Source organism: Rahnella sp. BIGb0236 (genome assembly GCF_004364755.1).
GTDB classification, from domain to species: domain Bacteria; phylum Pseudomonadota; class Gammaproteobacteria; order Enterobacterales; family Enterobacteriaceae; genus Rahnella; species Rahnella victoriana.
The window spans coordinates 39,649-64,350 of record NZ_SOAO01000015.1; the positions used below are offsets into that span (position 1 = coordinate 39,649).

Genomic DNA, 24,702 nt, shown 5'->3' on the forward strand with positions numbered 1-24,702 from the left:
ATGAAGATTTACTCAATATTCTGAATCTGCTCGCGCATTTGTTCGATCAGCACTTTCAGCTCGATGGCTGATGTCGTGACGTCGGCATTGATCGATTTTGAGGCCAGAGTGTTCGACTCGCGGTTAAATTCCTGCATCATGAAATCAAGACGACGGCCAACGGCTTCTTCTTTCTTCATGATTTTATGCGTTTCTTTGACGTGCGCTTCCAGACGATCCAGCTCTTCGGCCACATCCACACGCTGTGCCATCAGCACCAGCTCCTGCTCAAGACGGGTATTTTCCAGCTGTACCTGCGCGTCTTCCAGCTTGCTGACCAGACGCTCGCGCTGCCATTGCAGAATATTTGGCATCTGGGCGCGGACTTTCACCACTTCTGCGCTCACACCGTCGAGGCGTTGTTCGATCATCGTTTTCAGTGCGGCGCCTTCGCTTTCGCGTGCGCTGATGAAATCGTCCAGCGCGGTTTCCAGCGCCAGCAGCAATTCAGTACTGATGGCGTCCAGATCTTGTTCTTCAGCCAGCATCACACCCGGCCAGCGCAGGACTTCCAGCGGATTGATTTCGCCTTCATCACTTTGCATTTTCACCCATTGCGCGGCTTCCACCAGCTGCTTCGCCAATTTTTCATTGAGCTGCAGCGTGCTCTGCGCGCTCGGGTCGAGGTCAAAACGCAGATTACATTCGACTTTACCGCGGGTCAGTCGGGCGCGAATACGCTCACGGACAACCGGCTCCAGGCTGCGGAATTGCTCGGGCAGACGGATGTAAGTTTCGAGATAACGTTGGTTTACCGAGCGGAGTTCCCACGCTGCGCTGCCCCAGTTACCCTTAATTTCGCGTCGGGCATAAGCGGTCATACTACGGATCATGTATGCGTACCTGTTAATGTAAAGATGCAGCGATTATAGCCTCCACGGGCGGGTCATGATAGGCATTACCTCGCGAAGTCCGTATAATGCGCAGCCAAACACGAATCGCGACCCGGAGAACTATCCATGCGTCCAGCTGGCCGAAATGCACAACAAGTGCGCCCCGTAACACTGACCCGCCATTACACTAAACACGCTGAAGGTTCCGTGCTGGTGGAGTTTGGTGATACCAAAGTGCTGTGTACCGCGACGGTGGAGGAAGGTGTTCCGCGTTTTCTGAAAGGTCAGGGACAAGGTTGGATCACCGCAGAGTACGGCATGTTGCCGCGTTCTACCCATACGCGTAATGCGCGTGAAGCCGCAAAAGGCAAACAAGGTGGCCGTACTCTGGAAATCCAGCGCCTTATCGCCCGTTCCCTGCGAGCTGCGGTAGACCTGAAAAAGCTGGGTGAATTTACCATTACGCTCGACTGCGACGTATTGCAGGCTGACGGCGGCACACGTACGGCGTCTATTTCCGGGGCTTGTGTTGCTCTGGCCGATGCGCTGAACGCGCTGGTGGCGGCAGGTAAACTGAAAGCTAACCCGATGAAAGGTATGGTGGCGGCAGTGTCAGTCGGCATCGTGAAAGGCGAAGCGCTGTGCGACCTTGAGTATGTCGAAGACTCGGCAGCTGAAACCGATATGAATGTGGTGATGATGGAAGATGGCCGCATGATTGAGGTGCAGGGCACCGCCGAAGGCGAGCCGTTCAGCCATGAAGAACTGCTCGGTTTGCTTGCCCTCGCCAGAGGGGGAATCGACACCATCTTCCAGGCGCAGAAAGCGGCGTTGGCGGAATAATTTTTTAAGGCGACTGAGAAGTCGCCTTTTTTATGGCCTGCGGGCTGACAATGAGAAATAAGACATTATCTAGGAGACCATCAATGAAAGCCTATCAGCGCCAGTTTATTGAGTTCGCACTGAACAAACAGGTTTTGAAATTCGGTGAATTTACCCTGAAGTCCGGGCGTATCAGCCCTTACTTCTTCAATGCCGGTTTGTTTAACACTGGCCGTGATCTGGCGTTACTGGGACGTTTTTATGCCGAAGCATTGGTGGATTCCAAGATTGATTTTGATTTAGTGTTTGGCCCGGCTTACAAAGGTATTCCTATTGCCACGACCACGGCCGTTGCGCTGGCTGAACATCATGAACGTGACGTGCCGTATTGCTTTAACCGTAAAGAAGCAAAAGATCACGGCGAAGGCGGCTTACTGGTCGGCAGCCCGTTGCAGGGGCGCGTCATGCTGGTGGATGATGTGATCACCGCTGGCACTGCTATCCGTGAATCGATGGAAATCATCAATGCTAATAAAGCCACGCTGGCAGGCGTATTGATTTCTCTGGATCGCCAGGAACGTGGACGCGCGGACATTTCTGCCATTCAGGAAGTGGAGCGTGACTATCACTGTAAAGTGATTTCAATCATTACGCTGGCTGACCTGATTGAGTATCTGGAAGAGAAAACCGAAATGGCTGACCATCTGGCGGCGGTCCGGGCTTACCAGCAGAGTTACGGCGTATAATCGTTGATGAAAACAAAAGGGCCTTTCGGCCCTTTTTGATATCTGACGTCTGACTCTGCGGCGTGCCTTTATTGCAACTGAGCAGAGATGAGCGGCCAGCGGGTATCGAAGTCCTGAGTCGGTTTGTACTTGAATTCCGAACGTACAAAACGCGACAACATCCCTTCGCAAAAGGCCAGTAACTGGCTGGCAAGCAGGGTTTCATCACTGATGAATCCGCTGCCTTCACGCATTTTCTTTTCCCGCAACACCTGACGCAGTTGCGCTTCAATTCGCTCAAAAAGCTGGTTGATGCGGCCTTGCAGGCGATCCTGTTCAAACATCAGGGCGTGACCGGTCATAATGCGGGTCAGCCCCGGATTACGTTCTGCAAACCCTAAAATCAGCAGCAAAATCAGACGTATTCTGTTCAGCGTATCCTTTTCATCCTGCAGGATGAGATTGATACGGGTGATCAGACTGTCTTCGATAAACTCGATTAAGCTGTCAAACATCCGCGTTTTACTGGGAAAATGACGATAAAGAGCTGCTTCTGAAACACCTACGCTGGCGGCGAGCTTTGCAGTCGTGATCCGCTGGCTGCCATCGCTGGACTGAAGCATTTGCGCTAATGCCTGCAAAATCTCTTCGCGCCTGTTCCTTTTTGTCGTTTCTTTCTCTGCCATGTCTGAATAGACCCTTGCTAAAAAACGGCTAAAATCATGGAGAAACCGCACAACTGCCGCATGAATCGCTGTGATCCTGCGGCTTATTTCGTTCCCTTCGCGTTGTGACGGTCTGATAGTGATAAGGATCTGTTCAATATCGCGTCAGAATCAGCGGTGCTGAACAGGTTCTTATTGGCGACCTGAGTGGCCAAAGCCCCCTTCGCCGCGTTCACTGGCGTCAAAATCTTCCACCAGATTGAATTCTGCCTGAACCACAGGCACAAATACCATCTGAGCAATGCGCTCGCCCGGTTCGATAACAAAGGTCGTCTGACCGCGGTTCCATACCGACACCATCAGCTGGCCCTGATAATCAGAATCGATAAGGCCGACCAGGTTGCCCAACACGACGCCGTGTTTATGGCCCAGACCGGAGCGCGGCAGAATTACCGCCGCCAGATTAGCATCACCAATATGGATAGCCAGACCTGTTGGCAGCAACGTGGTTTCGCCCGGTTTCAGTTCAACCGACGCATCCAGACAGGCGCGTAAATCCAGACCCGCCGACCCTGGTGTCGCGTAAGCCGGTAAAGGGAAAGTCGAACCGATGCGCGGGTCGAGAATTTTAATGTCGATTTTTTTCATCATAACGGCTGACAATCTCTTCTAATAAACGTTGGCCAAGCAGGGACTTATCGCTGAGCGGTAAGATTTTATCCCCGTCCTGCCAAAAAAGATGCAAAGCATTGGAATCACTGTTGAAACCTTGCCCGGCAAGTGAAACATCGTTGGCGCAGATCAGATCCAGATTCTTGCGGATCCTTTTTTGCCGCGCGTATTCTTCCACATTCTGGGTTTCAGCGGCAAACCCCACGACGTAAGGGCGGTTTTCTGTCATGGCCGCAACACCGGCAACAATGTCAGGGTTCTTAATCATTTTTACGGTGATTTCATCGCCTTGCTTTTTGATTTTCTCATCTGCAATGCGTTCCGCACGATAATCTGCCACGGCGGCACAGGAAATGAAAATCTGCTGCGTGGCTGCTGAAAGCCGGACGGCTTGCTGCATCTCCAGCGCGCTTTCCACATCAATACGGCGGACATTAGCGGGTGTCGGCTGCGATACCGGTCCGGCGATCAGCGTCACGTTAGCACCCCGTTCAGCGGCGGCTTTGGCTATCGCAAAACCCATTTTTCCGGAGCTGTGATTACTGATGAAGCGAACCGGATCCAGTGGCTCGCGCGTCGGACCTGCGGTGACCATAATGTTCAGATGTGCCAGATCCTTGCGCGCAGAAAAATGGCTGTTCGCCATATCAACAATCACCAGCGGATCCAGCATGCGTCCAGGGCCAACATCGCCGCAAGCCTGACTGCCGCTGTCCGGACCCCACACTAACGTGCCGCGTGCCGTCAGGCTTTGCAGATTTTCCTGCGTCACCGCAGCGCGGTACATTTGCTGATTCATTGCAGGCAGCACGGCGACCGGTGCCGCTGTCGCCAGACACACCGTCGTCAGCAGATCATTGGCCATGCCAGCGTTCATGCGGGCCAGCAAATCCGCCGTCGCGGGCGCGATAATGACTAAATCGGCCCATTTGCCTAATTCGATATGCCCCATCGCCGCTTCGGCAGCCGGATCAAGCAGGTCGTCAGACACCGGATAGCCAGACACTGCCTGCAGGCTCAACGGCGTCACGAAGGATTTCGCCGCTTCAGTCATGACGACGCGGACTTCTGCGCCTCTTTCACGTAAGCGACGTACCAGTTCTGGTGCTTTATAGGCAGCGATACCACCGCTGATACCGAGCACAATATGTTTGCCGGAAAGTCCCGTCATCATCATTGTCCGATTGGTTGAAAGCTGAAAGAAGCGACATTTTAGCATAACGGGGAATGATGACAGCTATTGGCGATGCGCCGAAATCTGAAGAATAAAAATTTTGCGTAACGTCTCGCAAGCTTACTCAGTGAGCGTCTTAGCGGAAGGAATGTTGTGCCACAATCGCGGCGAAAAAGGAGTCAGGATGACGAAACAAGCAGACCAGTGGCCGGGAATGATGCCACCACGGGAAAAATTGTTGCAGCAGGGTGCGAAGGAACTGACGGATCAGGAATTGCTGGCGATCTATCTGCGTACAGGATGCCGGGGATTACATGTGATGGATCTGGCAAAGAACCTGCTGGAAGAATTCGGTTCATTGCATAAATTACTGATGGCCGATTTTGAGGCCATGGCGCGTACGAAAGGGATGGGCGTCGCCAAGTTTTCGCAGCTGGTGGCGGTGTCTGAATTATCACGCCGCGCCTATTTGCGTCACCTGAGTGCCGAAAATGCGATGCTAAGCCCCGAGGTCATCCGGGAATATTTGCAGAATTTGCTCGTTTTTCGGGAAAGAGAGGTATTTCTGGTACTTTTTCTCGACAACCAGCATCGCGTTATTCGCCATGAGGAGATGTTTGCTGGTACTATTGGGCACGTAGAAGTGTATCCCCGCGAAATTGTTCGTGGTGCGATGAAGGTTAATGCGGCAGCCCTAATTCTGGCGCATAATCACCCATCCGGTCGGGCTGAGCCCAGTCTGATGGACAGAAAAGTGACTGAACAGATTATTCGAGCGTGCCAGCTGCTGGAAATTCGTGTCCTTGACCATTTGGTTGTAGGTCACGGAGAAACGGTATCTTTTGCCGAACGCGGCTGGATTTAGCGTCGTTTTTTGAAGATCCTTAGGGATCTTTAGCTGTTCGGGACTTGAGCACTTACGCTACAGAGCGTATACTACGCCACCTTTGAGAATCTTGGGTTTGGCGTTAAGAGCCTATCTCAGCAGGTTTCTAACCTGATGAATTGGTTTTTACCCGACGACAGTGAGTCGGTTCTCAGTGGAGTTTGCTGAGATGGGCTCTAAAAGCCTGACGAGGCGGCCATACCCTATACGAAGCTCGAGCTGATTTGATTTTTGGAGAATAGACATGTCCCGAGTCTGCCAAGTTACTGGCAAGCGCCCGGTGAGCGGTAACAACCGTTCCCACGCAATGAACGCGACCAAACGCCGTTTTCTGCCGAACCTGCACTCCCACCGTTTTTGGGTTGAGGCTGAGAAGCGCTTTGTAACTCTGCGTGTATCTGCTAAAGGTATGCGTGTTATCGATAAGAAGGGTATTGAGACGGTCTTGGCCGATCTGCGTGCCCGCGGTGAGAAGTATTAAGGAACTGCATCATGGCTAAAGGTGTTCGCGAGAAGATCAAGCTGGTTTCTTCTGCTGGTACTGGTCACTTCTATACCACCACGAAGAACAAGCGTACTAAGCCGGAAAAATTGGAACTGAAGAAATTCGATCCAGTTGTCCGTCAACACGTGATCTACAAAGAAGCTAAAATTAAATAATTTTAGTGGATTGCTAAAAACCCGGCTCCGGCCGGGTTTTTTATTGCCTGAATTTTGTGGTTTTCATTCGGCGTGACTTTTATTTGCCTGATATCGACGACTGCGACACACTCTGTAAACGATTCTGCTCAAGGGGAAATTATGCCGGAATTACCTGAGGTTGAAACCAGCCGCAGAGGGATTGAACCCTATCTGAAAGGTCACACGATACTGCATGCCATCGTGCGCAATCCACGCCTGCGCTGGCCTGTCTCGGCGGAAATCTTAGCGTTAAGCGATCAGCCCGTTCTGAGTGTGCAGCGCCGGGCAAAATATCTGCTGGTCGAGCTGAAAACCGGCTGGATCATCATCCATCTGGGTATGTCCGGCAGTTTGCGTGTACTGCCGGAAGAAACAGAAGCAGGCAAACATGACCATGTTGATCTGGTCATGGATACCGGACATGTGCTGCGTTATACCGATCCGCGACGGTTTGGTGCCTGGTTGTGGTCTGCTGATCTGGCGGCCAGTAATGTTCTGGCGCATCTGGGGCCGGAACCGTTAAGCGAAGATTTCACAGCAGACTATTTGTTTGAGAAATCGCGCACAAAAAAATCGCCGATCAAACCCTGGCTGATGGACAACAAACTGGTGGTCGGGGTAGGGAATATCTACGCCAGCGAGTCCTTATTTGTTGCGGGTATTTCACCTGACAGACCTGCTCATTCGCTCAAACGTGATGAGACGGAATTACTGGTGAGAACGATTAAAGCGGTATTACTGCGCTCGATTGAGCAGGGTGGGACGACGCTGAAAGACTTTTTACAGTCGGATGGAAAGCCGGGATATTTTGCGCAGGAATTGCAGGTATACGGACGGGCTGGCGAACCTTGCCGGGTATGTGGTACGCCTGTTGAGAGTAAAAAACACGCTCAGCGCACCACGTTTTTCTGCCCGCGCTGTCAGCGCTAATTCATGATTCAGGCGCTGATTTTTTCCATCAGTGCCTGAGTAATGACCTGTGGCAGGAAGGGAGTGATATCCCCGCCGTGGCGGGCAACTTCTTTGACCAGTGAAGAGGAGATAAACGACCATTCTTTCGAAGGCATCATAAACACGCTTTCCAGCGTCGGCAGCAAATGGCGGTTCATATTGGCCAGCTGCATCTCATATTCAAAATCAGACACCGCACGTAATCCGCGTACCAGCACGTTAGCCCCCTGTGCTTTGGCGAAATTCGCCATCAAATCACTGAAACCAATGACCTCGACGTTATCCAGATGCGAGGTGACCTGTGTTGCCAGCGCCACGCGCTCATCCAGGGTAAACATCGGTTTTTTGCCCGGGCTGGCGGCAATCGCAAGAATGACGTGATCGAACATCAGCGCCGCACGGGTGACGATATCAAGATGCCCGTTGGTCATCGGGTCAAACGTGCCGGGATAAATTGCCTTAGTGCTCATGATGGCTCACTTTTGCAGTTGGTGACTGAGTGCCCACAGGGCGGCATATTTATTGAACGTATATTGTGCATTGACGCCCGCCAGGATCAACCCCTGCTTCCCGTCCAGAAACCCAGCCCGCAGGATCCAGGTTTTGCTGAAGGCGCCCAGCGTATGCGAAATGATCGAGAAGAAGCTGCAACGGCGGCCTTGCTGGTGACGCTGCTCCGCCCATGCCTGCGCATAGCTAAGCTGCTTACGCTGGAAAACAAAAAGGTCGCGGCAGGTGAGATGCAACAAGTCACCCTGCAACGGGATCACGCTGGCATTTTCCGTCTTCAGTGATTCATGCACCAGATCATCGTTATAGCGGAAAGCGGAAGGATACAGGCGGTTGACGCGATCAGGATACCAGCCGCTGTGGCGCATGAATCTTCCGAGAAAAAGATTACTGCGCCCGAGGCTATAAACAGTGTTATCGCGTGGGGTATGCAGAACGTTTTCGATGGACTGGCGTAATTCAGGGGAGACGCGCTCGTCGGCATCAATCATCAAAATGTAGTCGCCGGTGGCATGACTTTGCGCCAGCTGGCGCTGTTTGCCAAACCCTGGCCAGACGGTGTTCTGAAAGACTTTAGCGCCGTAGCGACGGGCAACGTCCTGCGTGGCATCTTCACTGCCGGAATCGAGCAGAATAATTTCATCTGCCCAGGCCACTGATTCCAGGCATTCCGGCAACAAATCCGCTTCATTGCGGGCAATCAGCACGACGGATAAACGCTTTTTATCAGCCATTAATGACTCCGGACAGGCAGATAAGGCTCCAGTAAATGCAGCAGGCGTTGCAATGCACCCTGATTCTGATGCAGCACTTCGACCGCGTGACGCCCGTAATAGAGACGATAATCTTCATCCGTCAGCAGGGTGGAAATCTCTTTCACCAGCGACGCCGTGTCGGTCACGGTGATCAGGCCATCGTCCTGAGCCAGTTTGGCGCAGATGTCTTTGAAATTAAAGGTGTGTGGCCCCATCAGTACCGGGATCGCATGTGCGGCTGCTTCCAGCGGATTATGCCCGCCACGCTCCACCAGACTGCCGCCGACAAATGCCAGATCGGCAATGCCGTACAGCAGCATAAGTTCACCCATGGTATCGCCAATCACCACCTGCGTAGCCGAAGAAGGAACTTCACCTGAGCTGCGCTGAATGAATGACAGACCCGCTTTACGGGTGAGGTCGCACGCGACCGGGAAACGTTCAGGGTGGCGTGGTACCAGAATCAGTAGCAAGTTCGGGTGCGTTTTGAGTAATTCTTTGTGCGCTTCCAGCAGCAAGGTTTCTTCACCTTCATGCGTGCTGGTCGCAATCCATACCTGACGGCGTGACGCCCACTGGCTGCGCAATGCGATGGCTTTGGCGGCTAATTCCGGCGTGACAGAGATATCGAATTTCAGACTGCCGGTGACCGCGAGCTGATTGCGTTTCAACCCTAAAGACAGGAAGCGTTCGCCGTCTTCCTGATTCTGTGCGGCGATCAGGGTGATGCGTTGCAAAATGGTACGGATGAATTTACCCAGCTTCTGATATCCCTTCGCTGAACGGGCAGAAAGGCGGGCATTGGCGATCACCAGTGGAATTTTGCGGCGATGCAGGGCGCTGATCAGGTTCGGCCAAAGCTCGGTTTCCATGATGATCACCAGCTTCGGGTTGACCTCATCCAGGAAGCGGTTGACCGATCCTGCCAGATCATAAGGCAGATAAACGTGATGCACGCCTTTGCCGAACGCGGACTGCACGCGTTCCGAACCGGTCGGTGTCATCGTGGTCACGGTGATGGGCAACGACGGATAACGGTGGCGTAAGGCGCGGACTAACGGGATTGCCGCCAGTGTTTCACCCACGGAGACTGAATGCAGCATAATGCCGCCGGAGACAACCTTCCCTTTGCAGAAGCCATAACGTTCAGCCCAGCGTTTACGGTATGCAGGCGACTTGCGGCTGCGCAACAGCAAACGGATCCAAATCAATGGCTGAATTAAATATATGATTATATTATAAAAAATATTCATCTTTTATGAGGCGTTGCGTTAGGGAAAGTCAATTTCATATAGCGAAAATAGTCCCGGCGGATAGATTGGCACATGGTATCAGATAAGTGCGATCGACTCATCATGTCAGCACAAACGTCATCAGACCAGTAATGAGTGATAGAGTGCAACTAACTGTTGTGAAAGGTTTTTAGGGCTATAAGGCAAAATTCGCGCTCTGGCGGCTTTCCCCATGTCGTCATTTTCCTGACGCGAAGGGATTTTCTTCACGAATTCGCTCAGGCTGGCAACATCCAGCGCATCGCAAACAAAGCCCTCTTTCCCCTGTGTGATGAATTCTGCCCCGCCGCAGGTCTGGCTGGTGATCACCGGTAAACCGCAGGCCATCGCTTCCAGAATGACGTTCGGGAACGGGTCATATAACGTCGGCAAAATCATGCCGTCTGCGGCGTGGTAGTAAGGCAGCACATTGTTTTGCACGCCGGTGAAGCGGACGCGGTCAGCACAGCCTGATTGCTGCGCCAGCAACTCATACTTTTTCTGATCTTTATCCTGCCCGACAACGATGAGGTAGCGATCACCGGAAGCAATGGCTTCAATCGCCGGTTTCAGGCCCTTACGCTCAAATCCTGAACCCACATAAATCAGTGCGACGGCGGCTGAAGGGATGGAAAGCGCCTCACGTGAACTCCGGCGCTGTTCCTCTGTTGCAGGCATAAATTTTTCAGAATCGATGGCGTTATAGATCACTTCAAAACGGCTCTCATCAACGCCGTAACAGCGCATGATGTCGCGCTTTACCATCCCGGAATTACAGATGATTTTTTTCAATTCCGCAGAGTGGAACATGGCTTCTTCAGCCTGCAGAACGTAGCGGTGATAAGGGCTGATGCGGGTGAGAAACCGCTGGAAGGGCGAAATAACGCGTGCTCTTTGTTCCAGCCAGACGCGGTGCGCGCCATCACCGGCGCGGAAAATATCGCAACCCGGAATGCGCTCGTGACTTTGCACAATGTCGAAATGTTGCTGCTCCCAGCACTGGCGGGCGGCCACGGCAAATCCTTTCTCCCGTGATACACGGCCATATTTTGCCGGATTGCACAGGTGAATTTTCCATTGCGGATTGGGCTTGCCTTCCCACTGGCGGGTAATGATATTTAGATCAATATTCTGGTCATCCAGGGCTTCCAGCGCGCGGGAGATGAACCGTTCCGCGCCGCCATCCGGGCGATATTTTTGCCGGACAATGGCTAAGCGAATATTTTTGGTCTCGGCGGCATCAGTCATGCAGATAACTCCTGGCGGCATCAATCACATCGCTGACAGGGATTGCATGCAAATAACGTTGCTGGGTTTTGGTATCGATTGAATCCGGCGATGGAAGTGGTGCGTAATTACCCGCCCAGAGTGTCGTATTATTGTGACCCCACGGGCGCCAGTGCTGCATCTTCGTCGGACCAAACAGGGCCACGCAAGGCGTATTGAGCGCGGCAGCCATATGCATCGGTGCGGAATCGACACCAATAAAGAGTTTTGCGCCGTCAATCATTGCCGCCAGTTGCGTCAGGGAAAGCTGACCTGCAACGGAAATCACCTGCGTGTTATGGGTCAGATCCTGGATTTTGCGCACCATATCCAGCTCTTTCTTATCCGGACCGGCGGTCATCACTATGGTGAGACCGGTATCGCCGAGGCCATCAATTACGCTGGCAAATTTGTCATCGTCCCAGCATTTGAACGTCCAGCGGGACGTCGGCTGGATCACAATATAGTCGCCAGCGACCTGATTTTTCAGAAGTAACTGCTGACAAAATGCCTTGTCACTTTCTGAATAATGCATCGAGGTCTGGGCATTCTCTGTCGATACGCCCAGCGGAGACAGAATCGACATATTCTGCTCAACGGTATGCAAAATGCTGTGATTTTCGGTGGTCACTAACTGTGTGTGACCCATGCGCCAGATCAGTGAGCGGCGCTTTTTATAGTCGAAGCCTAACCGGATTTTAGCACCGCTGAACAACGCCAGCAGGGCGCTTCGCCATTGGTCGGCGAGGTTAATCACCAGGTCATAATGCCGTGCGCGGATTGCTTTGAGTAACTGATATTCTTGCTGTAGCTGATAGCGAATCCCCTGCTTTTTCCATGATCTGTCAATGACATGGATATGCGACAGGGCAGGATGCTCACTGAGGATCGGTCGGGTTTCTTTATACAGAAGCACATCAATTTCAGCATCGGGATAATGCTGACGCAGCCTGTTTATCACCGGCGTTGTCAGCACCATATCTCCGTGATGACGGAGTTTAACCAGAAGAATTCTTCTGGGTTTTAGCGCTGCATATTTGGCTTCGGAGTTAGGCATTCTATTATCTGATATTAGAATATAGTGAATTGATTTTAGGTGAAGAATCGTATGCTGTGAAGTTATTTATCTGACTGATATAGAAAGATAAATAACGACGTTTATGAACCCGTTATAATGGAGTTAAGAACGTAAATGAATCGTCCCTTTCTTAAACATCTTACGCGAGTCTTTTACGTAACTTGTGCAGGCGGATGAGCCACAGCACGACCTGCCACCACTGCTTCGGGCCGCGGGCATTACGCAGCATTATCTTACGTGTTCCGGAGGTATAAATATCCTCGATCATGGCTTTCTGAGCCGCCGGGTCCGGTTCACGACGAACAGAATGGCATACCGTCAGGGCTTCACGGGTGACCTGACGTGGAAACTCGGGATAGATGTGGACCCGGTCTTTATACCGTTGATTCAGCTCATCCAGCATTTTGGCAATTTTCAAATAATGCCGTTGATATTCAACGTTTTTCATCCCCGTCCGCTTCTGGTTACTGATTGACTGACCATGAATGTAATAGCGGTAAAGGATCTGCTGGGTATATCTCACCCGACGGGCGTTGAACATTAACTCGGTCGTCCAGGGAATATCCTGATGATGCAAACCGGGCTCAAAATACAGGCCATTTTTCTTTATCAATTCAAGCCGGTAGACCCCCAGCCACACCACATGCAGATAACGGTTGGTTGCCAGCGCCATTTTCAGCCAGGTTGCGCCATCCAGCACACCTGTCGAGGTTAAACGGTCAACCGGTATGATCGGTTTTACTTTCTCAGACCCGACAAAATAACGCTCGCCATTGCATTGCGCGACATCCAGATCATCCTGCTCACACATGTCTGTCAGTGTCTGATACATCGCCGGATCCAGTATGTCATCGGCATCCGGGAAGGTGACATACTGACCTTTGGCAACGTCCAGACCGGCATTGCGCGCCCGGGACACGCCACCGTTAGTCTGATGGATGACACGAATGTGCGGATATTTGTCGGCATATTCCTGAGCCACCTTATCAGAACCGTCCGTTGAACCGTCATTAACAATGATGATCTCAAGGCTTTCCAGCGTCTGAGCGACGAGCGAATCCATAAAGTTTCGAAACATCTCCCCGGCATTAAACAGAGGAATAATGGCGCTGAGCCGGATGTTTTCGGATGTCGTTGTCATGATCATTTCACACAATTTCCACTGATAAAGAGGGCAGACAACCGGACGGCGGGTCAGCCCCGCCGTCCGGAAGGGTCAGGATTTACCCAATGAAGTGCGGGTGCTCATTCTCAGCATCAGCAGGTAGCCGAAGACCAGAATGATAAAATAGGGGGATTCACGATTATAAAACTGGGTATCGCCCTGACTGAAGTAAATGACCGGAACCGAAAGCAGCAGGAATTCGTAGCCTTTGGGTACCAGTCTGAAAGGGTAGAGCAGCAGGACGGCAAAGAAGATGACCAGAATGATGGCGCCAAAAATCCCCTGCAGTGACAGCGTGTCGATAATGTCGTTATGCAAATGGAACTGCAGATTGCGCAGGGCTTCCGGGTTACCGCCTTCATGCTGCTGGATAAACGTGGTGGCCAGCGCGTTGCGACTGTCCGCCGACTGACCCAGCGGATGTTGTTCAAAAACATTTATCCCCGCGCGCCACATTGAGAAGCGTGCCCCGACGGATGAATTACGATGTCCTTCGCTGTAAGAGGACACTTCTTTTTGCAGATTATCGATACGGGCCAGCGCTTTATTATAATAAGGATGACCGGAGACAACCGCAGCGATAATTAAACCGCCGATAGCAAACCCGTAGATCATTTTCGACGTGTGCGAACTTTTGGCGAAATCGTAAAGAACGCTCAATACGCTGAATAAGGCAAAAAGTATAATGGCCGAACGGGTTTGCGTGGCCGCCAGTACCGCAAAGGTTAATGTCATCACAACCAGACAGGGTAACCTGTAATGTTTGAATGAATAATATTTAATGCTGTACATCACCAGCAGCGAGAAGATGGTGAAGATATATCCCCCTGACGTCGGGGCATCAGAGTTTATTTTTATTCTGTGGCCGGTTTTAACAAACACCACAATATGAATGACGGAAATGAAAATAAACATCAGCGACATAATAATGACGCCCGCTCTGACGGTAGTGCGCGATAATGTCCATTTGCGCAAGTTATGTTCAATGGCATAGAGCACAAAGGCGGCTAACATCATGCGTTTTCCGCTGATCTGATAGTGATAGGCGATCAGAGGATAGTGCTCATTGGTGGTCAGCATCACCCACAGTAACTTGCTTAACCCCAGCAGGAAAACGACCCAGGAGAAAAGATAAAAATGGACTTTCTTCTCGACTTTGAAAGTCAGGTATAGAAAGTAAATAATTGAAATATAGGTAATTATGTAGAAGAAGTTTCGGGTAACTTCGCCTGAGTACATAAAGAAAGAAATAGAAATCGTGATAAATAAGAAAAATACAGCAGCCAGCTTCTCATCAAAAGACGATTGTCTGACGGATGCCATTAACTTCCTGATCATAAATGACTCTTCCTGAAGATCTTGTTGTTCATGTATTTAGTCATCCAGCACAGGCTGGTTATATATTGACGTTCATGCCAAAGCGCCTGCGCGTAACGTTTCATTTCTTTATAGGACACGGGATGATCGTGTGGCACACCATGCCACGGAGATTTATCGTAATATTGATTATAAATCGCCGATAACTCACCCAGCCCCCACAGATGCCAGGGCTTACATTTTCCGGTGTAATGCATCAGGATTGTATCCTGCGGTACAGGGGTTTTCTTCCCAACTTTGTTTAAAATGATGTCACAGATGAAATTGTATTTTTTAGGTAACAATAACACTTCATTTTCCAGCGCAATATTCAGGGCGTCCTGATCCGGGAATTTTAATTCACCTTCGCGTTGAGAAAGGACCTGGATAATTCTTTCGGTCGTTTTTCTCTCGATCCACTGCGGGATGTTGATATATAAAAAACCTGAGTTGAAGTAGTTACCCTGGACCAGCCCTAACTGAGGGCAGAGTTTATTTCGCGCCCTTTGGGTGTCATTCACTGCCGCCAGCGTGTAACCACTGATATCCATGTCATTTAGTGGCTTATAACTGCCCAGACACAATGTATCTGCATCAAGATAAAGCAGTTTTGACGTCACGTTAGCGAGAATGTACGGCGTAAACAGACGGTAATAAATGGCCTGTGGATAACGCCCCATCAGCGGTAAATCCGCAAATGCCGACTCTTTAAAGACATAGCAAGTGATGGCCAGAGGACGACCGGCGGCCAATTCGAGCAGGAGGGATTTTGATTTTTGATCCAGCGGGCTGCCAAAAACATGAATATGAAACGCCAAATCTGGATTATTTTCCATAACAGAAAAAACAGTGATGCCCATGCCGCGTGCATAGGCGTTGTTGATCCCGAACGCAATATGAACAACCGGCAATACTGAAAACCCTAAATTGTTTACGAGCTCTTCTTTCTGCTCGAGATAATTCAGGTATTCATGATTAGGCATGATTCTGTTCCTGACCCATTTTGCTGATGACAAAAGAACGTATCTGATTTAACTGTTCATCACTGAGAGCAAAAAGCTGTTCTGCGCTGTGCCTGAATGAATAAGGTGCCGAGAAGATAAACGATTCAGGAGCCAGACCCTCACCCTGCGGTGTAAGGATCAGCGGCGAAAACGTAGGATGTTGCTCGCGCAGATCACAGGGACCCGCCAGACACACCACCGGTACCTCTACAGCATCTGCAATATAGACATTCCCTGAATCGGAAGCGATATACATATCCATCAGTGAAATGGCGTGTGGCACCTCGTGTAATTTTAGCTTACCAATCAGACTGATGATATTTTCACTGTCACCTTTTTGCGCCAGTAACTGATCCAGATATTTTTGCTCATTCTCAGGACCAAACACATAAAACTGGCAGGGAAGGTCTTTCAGGGAATCAAGGATTTTAATCCATATTGCCGTCGGGATCGTTTTCGCTTTGTTACCGGCAGAAATACTGATGCCGATTTTGATGTGTTCACTCTCCACCAGTGCTGACAGCCTTTCCTGCGGGATCCACAAAGGAAAAGTGGCGTGCTTCTTATAACTGTCGGCAGTCAGGGATGGATTCGCCAGCTTCAGATAACTTTCCAGCGTAAAGTCTGTTTTCTTATGCAGAACAACAACATCTGCGGTCTGATAAAAAATGCTGTGATACCACTTGCGGGTATAGGCAATCAGAAAGGCTTTATGTCGGGCATTACAAAAGGCTGCGTAGAACGCGTTGATACTGTTAGGTTGCAGCAAATACACATTGTCGTAACGGTTGAGCAGTCTAAAGGCCAGACGAATTTTGCTGATGAGAGATTTTTTATGATCTTCAATCAGATAGAGGTTCTCAATGGTGGAATCACGTTCCGCGAGGGGTAAAACGGTTTTACTGATCAGCACGTCTGATTTTTTCAGGTGTTTCAGCAGCGGAGTGATATTCACAAAGTCGCCAATTTTGGCGGTTTGGATGACCAGATTTCGGCCCTTTCCCTGATGAAAAGGTTTCATCAGCATTTTGAACGGCCACAACAGAATGAAGATAATCACATAGCTCATGCTCAGTTCACTTCCTCTGTTGCTGATATGATGTCGTTCAGACGCTCAAAAACGCGTTTTGCGGGCAGATTTTGCAACGCGTTATCTTCCGCCTTGAGGATAAACTGATTTTTTCCGTAGCCGCCAATCAGACCGGGATCGGTGGGGCCATACAGCGTAATGTTCGGTCGATCCAGTGCCGCTGTCAGATGGCTCAGGCCGGTATCCACAGAAATCACGGCTTTGGCGCCCGCCAGCACTTCGGCTACCTTTTCCAGACTCAATTTCGGCAAGACCTCGACGAAAGGAAATCCGTCGGCCAGACGCATCGCGCGCTGATATTCATGCTCGGCTCCCCAGGGAAGTTTGATGCGGATATCCTGCCCGCTCAGCATGCTAATCAGTTCACGCCAGTGTTCTTCCGGCCAGTGTTTATCTGCGCGGGTGGTGGCATGGAGAAACACCAGATACTGCCCTGCATCCGCCGGAAGGTGCGAAAGGAACCGTGCCGCGATGGCGTAATCCCCCTGAGTTTCAGGTTTCTGATACCCGAGACTCTTGGCGAATAATTCGCGGGTACGTTCTACAGCATGCTGTTTTTTGTCGATTTCATGACGTTGGTTGTAGAACCAGCTCGCGAACGGTTCACGGGCACTTTTACAATCCTGACCGTGTTTTTCACCTTTAGCGACACGGGTGATCAGCGCGGCACTTTTCATCAGCCCCTGCGCATCAATGATCGCATCATAGGTTTGAGACTGCACTTCTCGCTTAAAATCACAGCGTTGCTGACGGGTTTCAGATCCAAACCAGTTTTTGCGCCAGCGGCGGATGGCGACCGGTATCACGCGATCAACGGCCGGATGCCAGCCGGGGATTTGCGTAAATCCTTCTTCCACAACCCAGTCAAAGCGGATCCCGGGGATAGCCTGCATGGCATCCGTTAACGCCGGAAGCGTATGCAGAACGTCGCCCATGGACGAGGTTTTGACGATGAGTACCCGCATTACAGCTCCTTCCTTGCACTCAGTAACTGGCTTAATTCCTGATAAACCTGCTCTGGTTGAATATCAATTAAACTCTGGTGATAACCTTCTTCTGCATCGCCTTTACGGACTTTATGGTAACCGGTGATCAGCCTGATCACTTTCGCCTGATGGCTGAGTGGCGGCGTGAAATCCGGGCTGCTTGGTCCGTAAAGTGCGACCAGCGGTTTATCCAGTGCAGCGGCGACATGCATAAGACCCGAATCATTGCTGACGACGGCATGACAGGCGGCAATCATCACGACGGCCTGATCCAGCGAGGTTTGACCGGCCAGATTCAGACAGAAAGGTTGCGCATTTTCCGTCAGTGCCAGACGGATTTGTTCGCCCGCCGCGTTATCTTTCGCCGAGCCAAAGAGCACCACCTGATAGCCTTCGCTGATCAGTTTTTCCGCCAGTACGGCATAGTGATAATGCGGCCAGCGTTTTGCCGGACCAAATTCCGCGCCCGGACAGAAGCCAATCAGCGGGCGGGCATTATCCACAGAGAATGAGGTTTTGACGGCGGTGACTTCCGCTTCACTGACCTGTAATTTCGGCCACAGAATGGGTTGCGGCAGGTCGGCAGCGGTGTTGATTTGTCGGGCATCGTAGCCCAGTGCAGCATAACGCTGAACCATCAATGGAAACGCGGGCTTATCCAGCACCCGCAGATCATTGAGCAGGCCATAGCGCATTTCACCGCGCCAGCCGGTGCGCTGAGGGATGCGTGCAAAGAACGGCACCAGTGCCGACTTAAACGAGTTAGGCAGGACATACGCGCGCTGATAATGTTCATTGCGCAGTGAAATGCCCAGACGGCGACGCTCGCCCAGTTCCAGAGCTCCATGCCCCAGTGGCATAGCCAGCGCCTGATGCACTTCCGGCATGCGATCCAGTAAAGGACGGCACCAGGCAGGTGCCATTACATCGATCTGCGCTTGCGGATGCGCCGCTTTCAGGGTGCGGTAGAGACTTTGTGACATCATCATGTCACCGACCCATGACGGCCCAATTACCAGTATTTTCATACCGTTAATCCATTCCTCAGTGTGCAGCGCTTATACTGTGCGGTTAAGCCAGCTCATGTATTCCGTCACACCTTCGGCAACCGTTTTGAAAGGTTTGTCATAACCGGCATTACGCAGCGCCGTCATGTCAGCCTGAGTGAAGGACTGGTAACGACCTTTCAGTTTTTCCGGGAAAGGAATGTATTCGATATCGCCTGATTTGTGGTACGCGACCACGGCATCCGCAACTGCCTGGAAGGATTCAGAGCGGCCGGTTCCGCAGTTGAAAATACCGGACACGCCGTTCTGCCAGAACCACAGGTTTACCGCTGCCACGTCACCCACATAAATGAAGTCACGCTTAAAGCCTTCGCTGCCAGAGAACAGCTTCGGATTTTCACCGGCTTTAATCTGGTTGTTCAGGTGGAATGCGACGCTGGCCATGCTGCCTTTATGACCTTCGCGTGGTCCGTAGACGTTGAAGTAACGGAAACCACAAATCTGGGATTCCGCGTGTGGCAGGATTTCGCGAACATACTGGTCAAACAGGAACTTGGAGTAACCGTAGACGTTCAGTGGCTGCTCATATTTACGATCTTCAACAAAGCTGGTGCTCTGGCTGCCATAGGTGGCGGCAGAAGAGGCGTAAAGGAAAGGAATGCTGCGATCCAGGCAATAATGCAGGATATCTTTGGAGTACTGATAGTTATTATCCATCATGTACTTGCCGTCCCACTCAGTAGTGGACGAACACGCGCCTTCATGGAAGATCGCGTCAATATCACCTAAATCGTCGCCTGCAACGATACTGGCAATGAAATCTTCTTTGTCACAATAATCCGCAATATCCAGATCCACCAGATTGACGAACTTGGTGCCGTCTTTCAGGTTATCGACCACCAGAATATCGCGGTATCCCATATCATTGAGCGATTTAATAATATTGCTGCCGATAAAACCAGCGCCGCCAGTGACGATTATCATGGGATCCACCTTTAATCATTTGAAGAACTGCGCACCATGCGCAGCTACTATATTGGGTAATATCATAACACTTCAGAATGAAGCTCACATTGGGAAGGTGTCCGATAACCTGCATTCTTGTGTTTCAGTCCGTAAGGCGTGAACTCTGCTGCAAAACAAAGATATTGTGAGTGGTTTCATCGTTATTTCATATGCAGATTAGTAATGTATTCCGTGAATGAGTCATTTCAGGAGAATACTGTATGTCTGTTTCGTTTTATCGCCAGCTTGAAGATCAGCTCGACCAGGCGCGGGTTGAGGGGCTGTTTAAAGAAGAACGCATTCTCACCACGCCGCAGCAGGCTGAAGTTTCAGTGGCTGGCGGCACGCCGGTCATCAATTTCTGCGCCAATAACTACCTCGGATTAGCGAACCATCCGGCGCTGATCGAAGCCGCCAAAGCAGGGCTCGACAGTCACGGTTTTGGTATGGCATCTGTCCGTTTTATCTGCGGCACGCAAGATACTCACAAAGAACTCGAACACCGTCTGGCGGACTTTCTCGGCATGGACGATGCGATCCTTTATTCCTCCTGTTTTGATGCCAACGGCGGCTTGTTCGAAACACTGCTGAGTGAAGAGGATGCCATCATTTCGGATGCGCTGAATCACGCATCGATTATTGACGGCGTCCGCTTGTGCAAGGCGAAACGCTATCGCTATGCCAACAATGATATGTCAGAACTGGAAGCCCGTTTACAGCAGGCCAAAGACGACGGTGCCCGCCATATTCTGGTGGCGACGGACGGCGTGTTTTCAATGGATGGCGTGATCGCCAACCTGAAAGGTGTATGCGATCTGGCTGAACGGTTTGACGCGCTCGTGATGGTGGATGATTCCCACGCGGTCGGTTTTGTCGGTGCTGAAGGACGCGGAACCCACGAATATTGCGACGTGATGGGGCGTGTGGACATTATCACCGGCACGCTCGGCAAAGCACTGGGCGGCGCTTCCGGCGGATATACCGCAGCGCGTCAGGAAGTGATCGACTGGCTGCGCCAGCGTTCGCGGCCGTATCTTTTCTCCAATTCACTGGCCCCGTCGATTGTCTCGGCATCCCTTAAAGTGCTCTCGATGCTCGAAGAAGGCAGCGAACTGCGCGAGCGCCTGCTCCGTAATTCAGCATTGTTCCGTGAAAAAATGACGGCTGCCGGGTTCACGCTGGCAGGCGCCGATCACGCGATTATTCCGGTCATGCTGGGCGAGGCGCGTCTGGCTCAGGAGTTTGCGTCGCTTTTGCAGCAGGAAGGGATTTATGTCACCGGTTTCTTTTACCCGGTGGTGCCTCAGGGGCAGGCGCGTATTCGCACGCAAATGTCAGCGGCGCACAGCACAGAACACATCGAGCAGGCAGTCGATGCCTTCACCCGTATTGGCAAAAAACTGGGCGTGATCGCCTGAGGAGTGTCGATGAAAGCCTTAGCAAAACTCAAACGTGAAGAAGGCATCTGGATGACGGATGCGCCGGTACCGGAATTAGGCTATAACGATTTACTGATCAAAATCCGCAAAACAGCGATTTGCGGGACGGATGTGCATATCTACAACTGGGATGAATGGTCGCAAAAAACCATTCCCGTGCCGATGGTGGTCGGGCATGAATACGTCGGCGAAGTGGTCGGTATCGGGCAGGAAGTGAAAGGCTTCAGCATCGGTGATCGGGTGTCCGGTGAAGGACATATCACCTGCGGACACTGCCGCAATTGCCGGGGCGGTCGCACGCATTTGTGTCGCAATGCCCAGGGTGTCGGGGTCAACCGTCCGGGTGCCTTCGCGGAATATCTGGTGCTGCCAGCCTTTAATGCCTTCAAAATCCCGGACAATATTTCTGATGATCTGGCCGCGATTTTTGACCCGTTCGGCAATGCGGTGCATACCGCACTGTCGTTTGATCTGGTCGGTGAAGATGTGCTGATCAGCGGCGCAGGGCCGATTGGGATTATGGCGGCGGCGATATGCCAACACGTCGGAGCACGCCATGTGGTGATCACCGATATGAATGAATATCGCCTGGAACTGGCGCGTAAAATGGGCGTCACGCGGGCGGTGAATGTCAGTCAGCAAAGCTTGCAGGACGTGATGGATGAACTGGGCATGACGGAAGGGTTTGACGTCGGGCTGGAGATGTCTGGCGCGCCTGCGGCGTTTCGCAGCATGCTCAATGCCATGAATCACGGCGGGCGGATTGCAATGTTAGGCATTCCTTCAACCGAGATGGCGATCGACTGGAACCAGGTGATCTTCAAAGGTCTGTTTATCAAAGGGATTTACGGCCGGGAAATGTTCGAAACCTGGTACAAAATGGCTGCCCTGATCCAGTCAGGATTGGATCTTACGCCTTTGATAACCCACCATTTCCCGATTGATGAATTTCAGAAAGGGTTTGATGCGATGCGCTCCGGGCATTCCGGCAAAGTTATCCTTAACTGGTGATCTGGCGCGATAGAAAGGCAAAAGCCCGCTAAATGAGCGGGCTTTTTTATGACAACGGACGGAGGCTTTATACCGCAGGGTCTGCCGTTTGTTTCTCTGCATCCGTCAGATAGCGCACTTTGCGTGTGTAATCCTGACCTTTGAATAACAGCGCATTATCCGGTGACGCCAGATACTTTTGCCATTCGGTCAGCGGGAATCCACCATGAGCGCCGATCACTTCTTTCGGAATAACGGACGGCGTGCCGCCAATTTTTTTCGATACCGGCCAGTTCATCCAGTCGCCCAGGTTGACAGTTTTGATGTCCAGCGTATCGAGCATTGCCGCCAGAGGCAGCTGGTCAGTCGGTGGCTGATTGTCGGGCAGAATGTTCCAGGTATCTCTGAAGAACATAATCCACAGCGGACATAACCGTTGCCAGGTCTTACGGGTGGCGGCCAAAAATGCGCCATTCACGTGGTCAACAATATAAGGGCGTACGCTGTCTTTGTAATAAGCCGGGATGGTTTCAGGATCACAGCCGTCAAGTTTGGCAATCATTTTGCCCTGACGGAAGCTGGAATAAATGTGATTTTCATGCAGCTGTATTTCCGGCATTTTGAGCAGATTCAGATCTGAATCGATCATCAAAATACCGTCGGTTTTGGCCTGTAAGGGGGCCATCAGCTTAATCAGACGGCTGAGGTAAATTTGCTTATAGCGATAATCGCCAGATTTGGTTTCAGGACTGAGTGTCACGATGCGAACTTTCTCAGGCAGCGGACGGAACTGGCTGGCCTCCTGATCGGTAACAATCACGATTTCCTGCAAACCGGTTGCGAATTTGTCAGCAAATTCCGCGCACAGACAGGCTTCTTCAATATAGTCAGCGCCTGCGGAAGGGATCACAACCGACGTCACGCTATTCTTTGGTTTGCCCGCAATAACAGTATTTGCATAAGGCAAATTATGGCGCGAAAGAATGCGACGATATTTGGAGTTCAGGAATTTAAACATATTCAGCCTTGTTTCTTTTTCACGCTACTTAAAACGGTTTCCACACCAGAGACATATTTTTCAATGGCAAATTTATCACGAACATTCAGGTTCGCCTGTTCTGCAATTTCATGTCTCAGATGCGCGTTGAGGTACAGCGTTTTCATATGATTGAAGAGCATCTCGACATCGCTATACTCAAATAACATGCCGGTTTCTGCATTTCTTATCAGTTCGGCCGTTCCCGTTACATTTGATCCGATGACCGGGGTTTTCAGTAACATGGATTCCAGAACGACACGCGGAAGCCCTTCACTTTTAGAGCCTAAGATAAAGGCATCAAAAGCGGCCAGATATTCCAGCGCATTACTTTGAAAACCGGTAAATATGACTTTATCCATCATATTCAGCGCGGAAGTTTGCTGGATAAGACGCCGTAAATTCGGGCCTTCGCCGACAAATACCATCTTCCATTTCGCTTCCGGGAACGCGCGGTTAAATTTGTCGAGCGCCAGTAAGGTAAAATGATGCGCCTTACGGTTAATCAGCGATCCGATGCTGCCAAAGATAAAGGTCTCGTCAGTGGCCCCTAATTCTTCGCGGATTTTTGCGCCATCAGGTAACGACTGGTGGATATCAATGCCGTTGAACACGGTAAAACACAGTTCTTTGCGTACGCCTCGTTTGAGAAGCTGTTCCTGAACGCCCTGTGACACAGAGATAATGCTGTGGCAAAACCGGTTAACGATCCGCACAACATCCCGGTTCAGCACCGGCTCAATGCGGCAATGTTGCACGATTTCTGTTGGCAGGCCTTCGGTAGAATAATAGCCTTCAACGTTAGAGCTTGGCTGGTTGTTCATATATAAAATATCGAACTGACCCAGTTCAAGCAAAGAATGGATCTTGCGAATATTTGGGTTAATTCGCCAGATTTTATCAATCGAATAGATGGCTTTCTGACGCAGACCCGCACTAAAGAAAAACAACGTCCTCAGGACTTCTTTGCTGACTTTAGCCCATGTGGGTTGTTTAACCTGAGGAATGAAAAATACCGGCACATTCAGTGAGTTTAATATCTGACTGATGGTTTCGCCGTTATCTCTGGCGTAATCGTTGTAAAAACAGCAACTGATTTCAAACCGTTCACGATCGATTCTTTTCAGCAGTTCTAACATACTGTTAGTTCCGCCTCCCCATTCCTTGCCGCTATCCAGCAGCAGAATTTTAGATCGATCTTGTCCCATCGGTTAGCGCCCTTGCTCAGTCCGGTCAAAAAAATATGCAATGCTCATTATAAGAGGCAATGTCTATAACCTCTACTTATTTAACCTT

The 24,702-nt window shown here is 50.9% G+C and carries 26 protein-coding genes; 8 read left to right on the top strand and 18 right to left on the bottom strand.

What is annotated here, in order from left to right; all coding sequences use genetic code 11:
- Positions 1 to 8: 8 nt before the first annotated feature.
- Complete coding sequence (locus tag EDF78_RS22080; RefSeq protein WP_095924097.1) at positions 9 to 872, bottom strand: YicC/YloC family endoribonuclease; 864 nt, start codon at positions 870 to 872, stop codon at positions 9 to 11.
- Positions 873 to 998: 126 nt separating this feature from the next.
- Between EDF78_RS22080 and rph the strand changes: the two genes are divergently transcribed.
- Both rph and pyrE read left to right on the top strand, forming a co-directional pair.
- Positions 999 to 1,715 carry a ribonuclease PH gene (gene rph, locus EDF78_RS22085; protein WP_013577632.1) on the top strand — a complete coding sequence of 239 codons (717 nt, stop codon included), beginning with the start codon at positions 999 to 1,001 and terminating at the stop codon, positions 1,713 to 1,715.
- An 83-nt stretch (positions 1,716 to 1,798) separates the two neighbouring features.
- Positions 1,799 to 2,440, top strand: a complete 642-nt coding sequence (gene pyrE / locus EDF78_RS22090; protein WP_133823907.1) for an orotate phosphoribosyltransferase — start codon at positions 1,799 to 1,801, stop codon at positions 2,438 to 2,440.
- A 68-nt stretch (positions 2,441 to 2,508) separates the two neighbouring features.
- Here pyrE and slmA read toward each other — a convergent pair whose 3' ends face one another.
- The 3 genes from slmA to coaBC form a co-directional block, all read right to left on the bottom strand.
- Positions 2,509 to 3,105, bottom strand: a complete 597-nt coding sequence (gene slmA / locus EDF78_RS22095) for a nucleoid occlusion factor SlmA (protein ID WP_013577628.1) — start codon at positions 3,103 to 3,105, stop codon at positions 2,509 to 2,511.
- A 171-nt stretch (positions 3,106 to 3,276) separates the two neighbouring features.
- Complete coding sequence (dut, locus tag EDF78_RS22100; RefSeq protein WP_013577627.1) at positions 3,277 to 3,735, bottom strand: dUTP diphosphatase; 459 nt, start codon at positions 3,733 to 3,735, stop codon at positions 3,277 to 3,279.
- Positions 3,713 to 4,930 carry a bifunctional phosphopantothenoylcysteine decarboxylase/phosphopantothenate--cysteine ligase CoaBC gene (gene coaBC, locus EDF78_RS22105; RefSeq protein WP_166654483.1) on the bottom strand — a complete coding sequence of 406 codons (1,218 nt, stop codon included), beginning with the start codon at positions 4,928 to 4,930 and terminating at the stop codon, positions 3,713 to 3,715. Before coaBC ends, dut begins: the two co-directional genes overlap by 23 nt.
- A gap of 184 nt (positions 4,931 to 5,114) precedes the next feature.
- On the opposite strand from coaBC, the gene radC reads away from it, so the two are divergent.
- From radC to mutM, 4 genes are all read left to right on the top strand, one after another.
- Entirely contained in the window at positions 5,115 to 5,795 is a 681-nt protein-coding gene (gene radC / locus EDF78_RS22110; RefSeq protein WP_095924100.1) for a DNA repair protein RadC, read from the top strand.
- Between the two features lie 265 nt (positions 5,796 to 6,060).
- Complete coding sequence (gene rpmB, locus EDF78_RS22115; protein WP_004931195.1) at positions 6,061 to 6,297, top strand: 50S ribosomal protein L28; 237 nt, start codon at positions 6,061 to 6,063, stop codon at positions 6,295 to 6,297.
- 11 nt (positions 6,298 to 6,308) lie between these two features.
- A complete protein-coding gene (rpmG, locus tag EDF78_RS22120; RefSeq protein WP_004392084.1) occupies positions 6,309 to 6,476 on the top strand; it encodes a 50S ribosomal protein L33 in 168 nt (55 codons plus the stop codon).
- Positions 6,477 to 6,617: 141 nt separating this feature from the next.
- The gene (mutM, locus tag EDF78_RS22125; RefSeq protein ID WP_133823909.1) at positions 6,618 to 7,427 is read left to right on the top strand and encodes a bifunctional DNA-formamidopyrimidine glycosylase/DNA-(apurinic or apyrimidinic site) lyase; all 810 of its coding nucleotides are present in this window, start codon (positions 6,618 to 6,620) and stop codon (positions 7,425 to 7,427) included.
- Between the two features lie 8 nt (positions 7,428 to 7,435).
- On the opposite strand, the gene coaD is transcribed toward mutM, so the two are convergent.
- From coaD to rfaD, 12 genes are all read right to left on the bottom strand, one after another.
- Positions 7,436 to 7,918, bottom strand: coding sequence for a pantetheine-phosphate adenylyltransferase (gene coaD, locus EDF78_RS22130; protein WP_095924102.1), 483 nt, complete (start codon positions 7,916 to 7,918; stop codon positions 7,436 to 7,438).
- 6 nt (positions 7,919 to 7,924) lie between these two features.
- The gene (locus tag EDF78_RS22135) at positions 7,925 to 8,692 is read right to left on the bottom strand and encodes a glycosyltransferase family 2 protein (protein ID WP_133823910.1); all 768 of its coding nucleotides are present in this window, start codon (positions 8,690 to 8,692) and stop codon (positions 7,925 to 7,927) included.
- On the bottom strand, positions 8,692 to 9,966 hold the full coding sequence (gene waaA, locus EDF78_RS22140) for a lipid IV(A) 3-deoxy-D-manno-octulosonic acid transferase (protein ID WP_131693830.1): 1,275 nt from the start codon (positions 9,964 to 9,966) through the stop codon (positions 8,692 to 8,694). The genes EDF78_RS22135 and waaA overlap by 1 nt, the downstream gene beginning before the upstream one ends.
- Before the next feature lie 120 nt (positions 9,967 to 10,086).
- Positions 10,087 to 11,232, bottom strand: coding sequence for a glycosyltransferase family 4 protein (locus EDF78_RS22145; RefSeq protein WP_095924105.1), 1,146 nt, complete (start codon positions 11,230 to 11,232; stop codon positions 10,087 to 10,089).
- On the bottom strand, positions 11,225 to 12,307 hold the full coding sequence (gene rfaQ / locus EDF78_RS22150; RefSeq protein ID WP_133823911.1) for a putative lipopolysaccharide heptosyltransferase III: 1,083 nt from the start codon (positions 12,305 to 12,307) through the stop codon (positions 11,225 to 11,227). The genes EDF78_RS22145 and rfaQ overlap by 8 nt, the downstream gene beginning before the upstream one ends.
- Before the next feature lie 160 nt (positions 12,308 to 12,467).
- The gene (locus EDF78_RS22155; RefSeq protein WP_133823912.1) at positions 12,468 to 13,475 is read right to left on the bottom strand and encodes a glycosyltransferase; all 1,008 of its coding nucleotides are present in this window, start codon (positions 13,473 to 13,475) and stop codon (positions 12,468 to 12,470) included.
- Positions 13,476 to 13,544: 69 nt separating this feature from the next.
- A complete protein-coding gene (locus tag EDF78_RS22160; RefSeq protein ID WP_133823913.1) occupies positions 13,545 to 14,831 on the bottom strand; it encodes an O-antigen ligase family protein in 1,287 nt (428 codons plus the stop codon).
- Complete coding sequence (locus EDF78_RS22165; RefSeq protein WP_133823914.1) at positions 14,828 to 15,832, bottom strand: glycosyltransferase; 1,005 nt, start codon at positions 15,830 to 15,832, stop codon at positions 14,828 to 14,830. The genes EDF78_RS22160 and EDF78_RS22165 overlap by 4 nt, the downstream gene beginning before the upstream one ends.
- Positions 15,825 to 16,922 carry a glycosyltransferase family 9 protein gene (locus EDF78_RS22170; RefSeq protein WP_131693825.1) on the bottom strand — a complete coding sequence of 366 codons (1,098 nt, stop codon included), beginning with the start codon at positions 16,920 to 16,922 and terminating at the stop codon, positions 15,825 to 15,827. Before EDF78_RS22170 ends, EDF78_RS22165 begins: the two co-directional genes overlap by 8 nt.
- A 2-nt stretch (positions 16,923 to 16,924) precedes the next feature.
- A complete protein-coding gene (rfaC, locus tag EDF78_RS22175; RefSeq protein WP_095924111.1) occupies positions 16,925 to 17,908 on the bottom strand; it encodes a lipopolysaccharide heptosyltransferase RfaC in 984 nt (327 codons plus the stop codon).
- A complete protein-coding gene (gene rfaF, locus EDF78_RS22180) occupies positions 17,908 to 18,957 on the bottom strand; it encodes an ADP-heptose--LPS heptosyltransferase RfaF (protein WP_133823915.1) in 1,050 nt (349 codons plus the stop codon). Before rfaF ends, rfaC begins: the two co-directional genes overlap by 1 nt.
- A 30-nt stretch (positions 18,958 to 18,987) precedes the next feature.
- On the bottom strand, positions 18,988 to 19,920 hold the full coding sequence (rfaD, locus tag EDF78_RS22185; RefSeq protein WP_095924113.1) for an ADP-glyceromanno-heptose 6-epimerase: 933 nt from the start codon (positions 19,918 to 19,920) through the stop codon (positions 18,988 to 18,990).
- Between the two features lie 242 nt (positions 19,921 to 20,162).
- Here rfaD and kbl point away from each other — a divergent pair, with 242 nt between their 5' ends.
- Both kbl and tdh read left to right on the top strand, forming a co-directional pair.
- Complete coding sequence (kbl, locus tag EDF78_RS22190; protein WP_095924114.1) at positions 20,163 to 21,359, top strand: glycine C-acetyltransferase; 1,197 nt, start codon at positions 20,163 to 20,165, stop codon at positions 21,357 to 21,359.
- A 9-nt stretch (positions 21,360 to 21,368) separates the two neighbouring features.
- Complete coding sequence (gene tdh / locus EDF78_RS22195; protein WP_133823916.1) at positions 21,369 to 22,391, top strand: L-threonine 3-dehydrogenase; 1,023 nt, start codon at positions 21,369 to 21,371, stop codon at positions 22,389 to 22,391.
- 67 nt (positions 22,392 to 22,458) lie between these two features.
- On the opposite strand, the gene EDF78_RS22200 is transcribed toward tdh, so the two are convergent.
- Entirely contained in the window at positions 22,459 to 23,388 is a 930-nt protein-coding gene (locus EDF78_RS22200) for a hypothetical protein (RefSeq protein WP_133823917.1), read from the bottom strand.
- A 2-nt stretch (positions 23,389 to 23,390) separates the two neighbouring features.
- Positions 23,391 to 24,614, bottom strand: coding sequence for a glycosyltransferase (locus EDF78_RS22205; protein WP_133823918.1), 1,224 nt, complete (start codon positions 24,612 to 24,614; stop codon positions 23,391 to 23,393).
- Positions 24,615 to 24,702 lie beyond the last annotated feature (88 nt).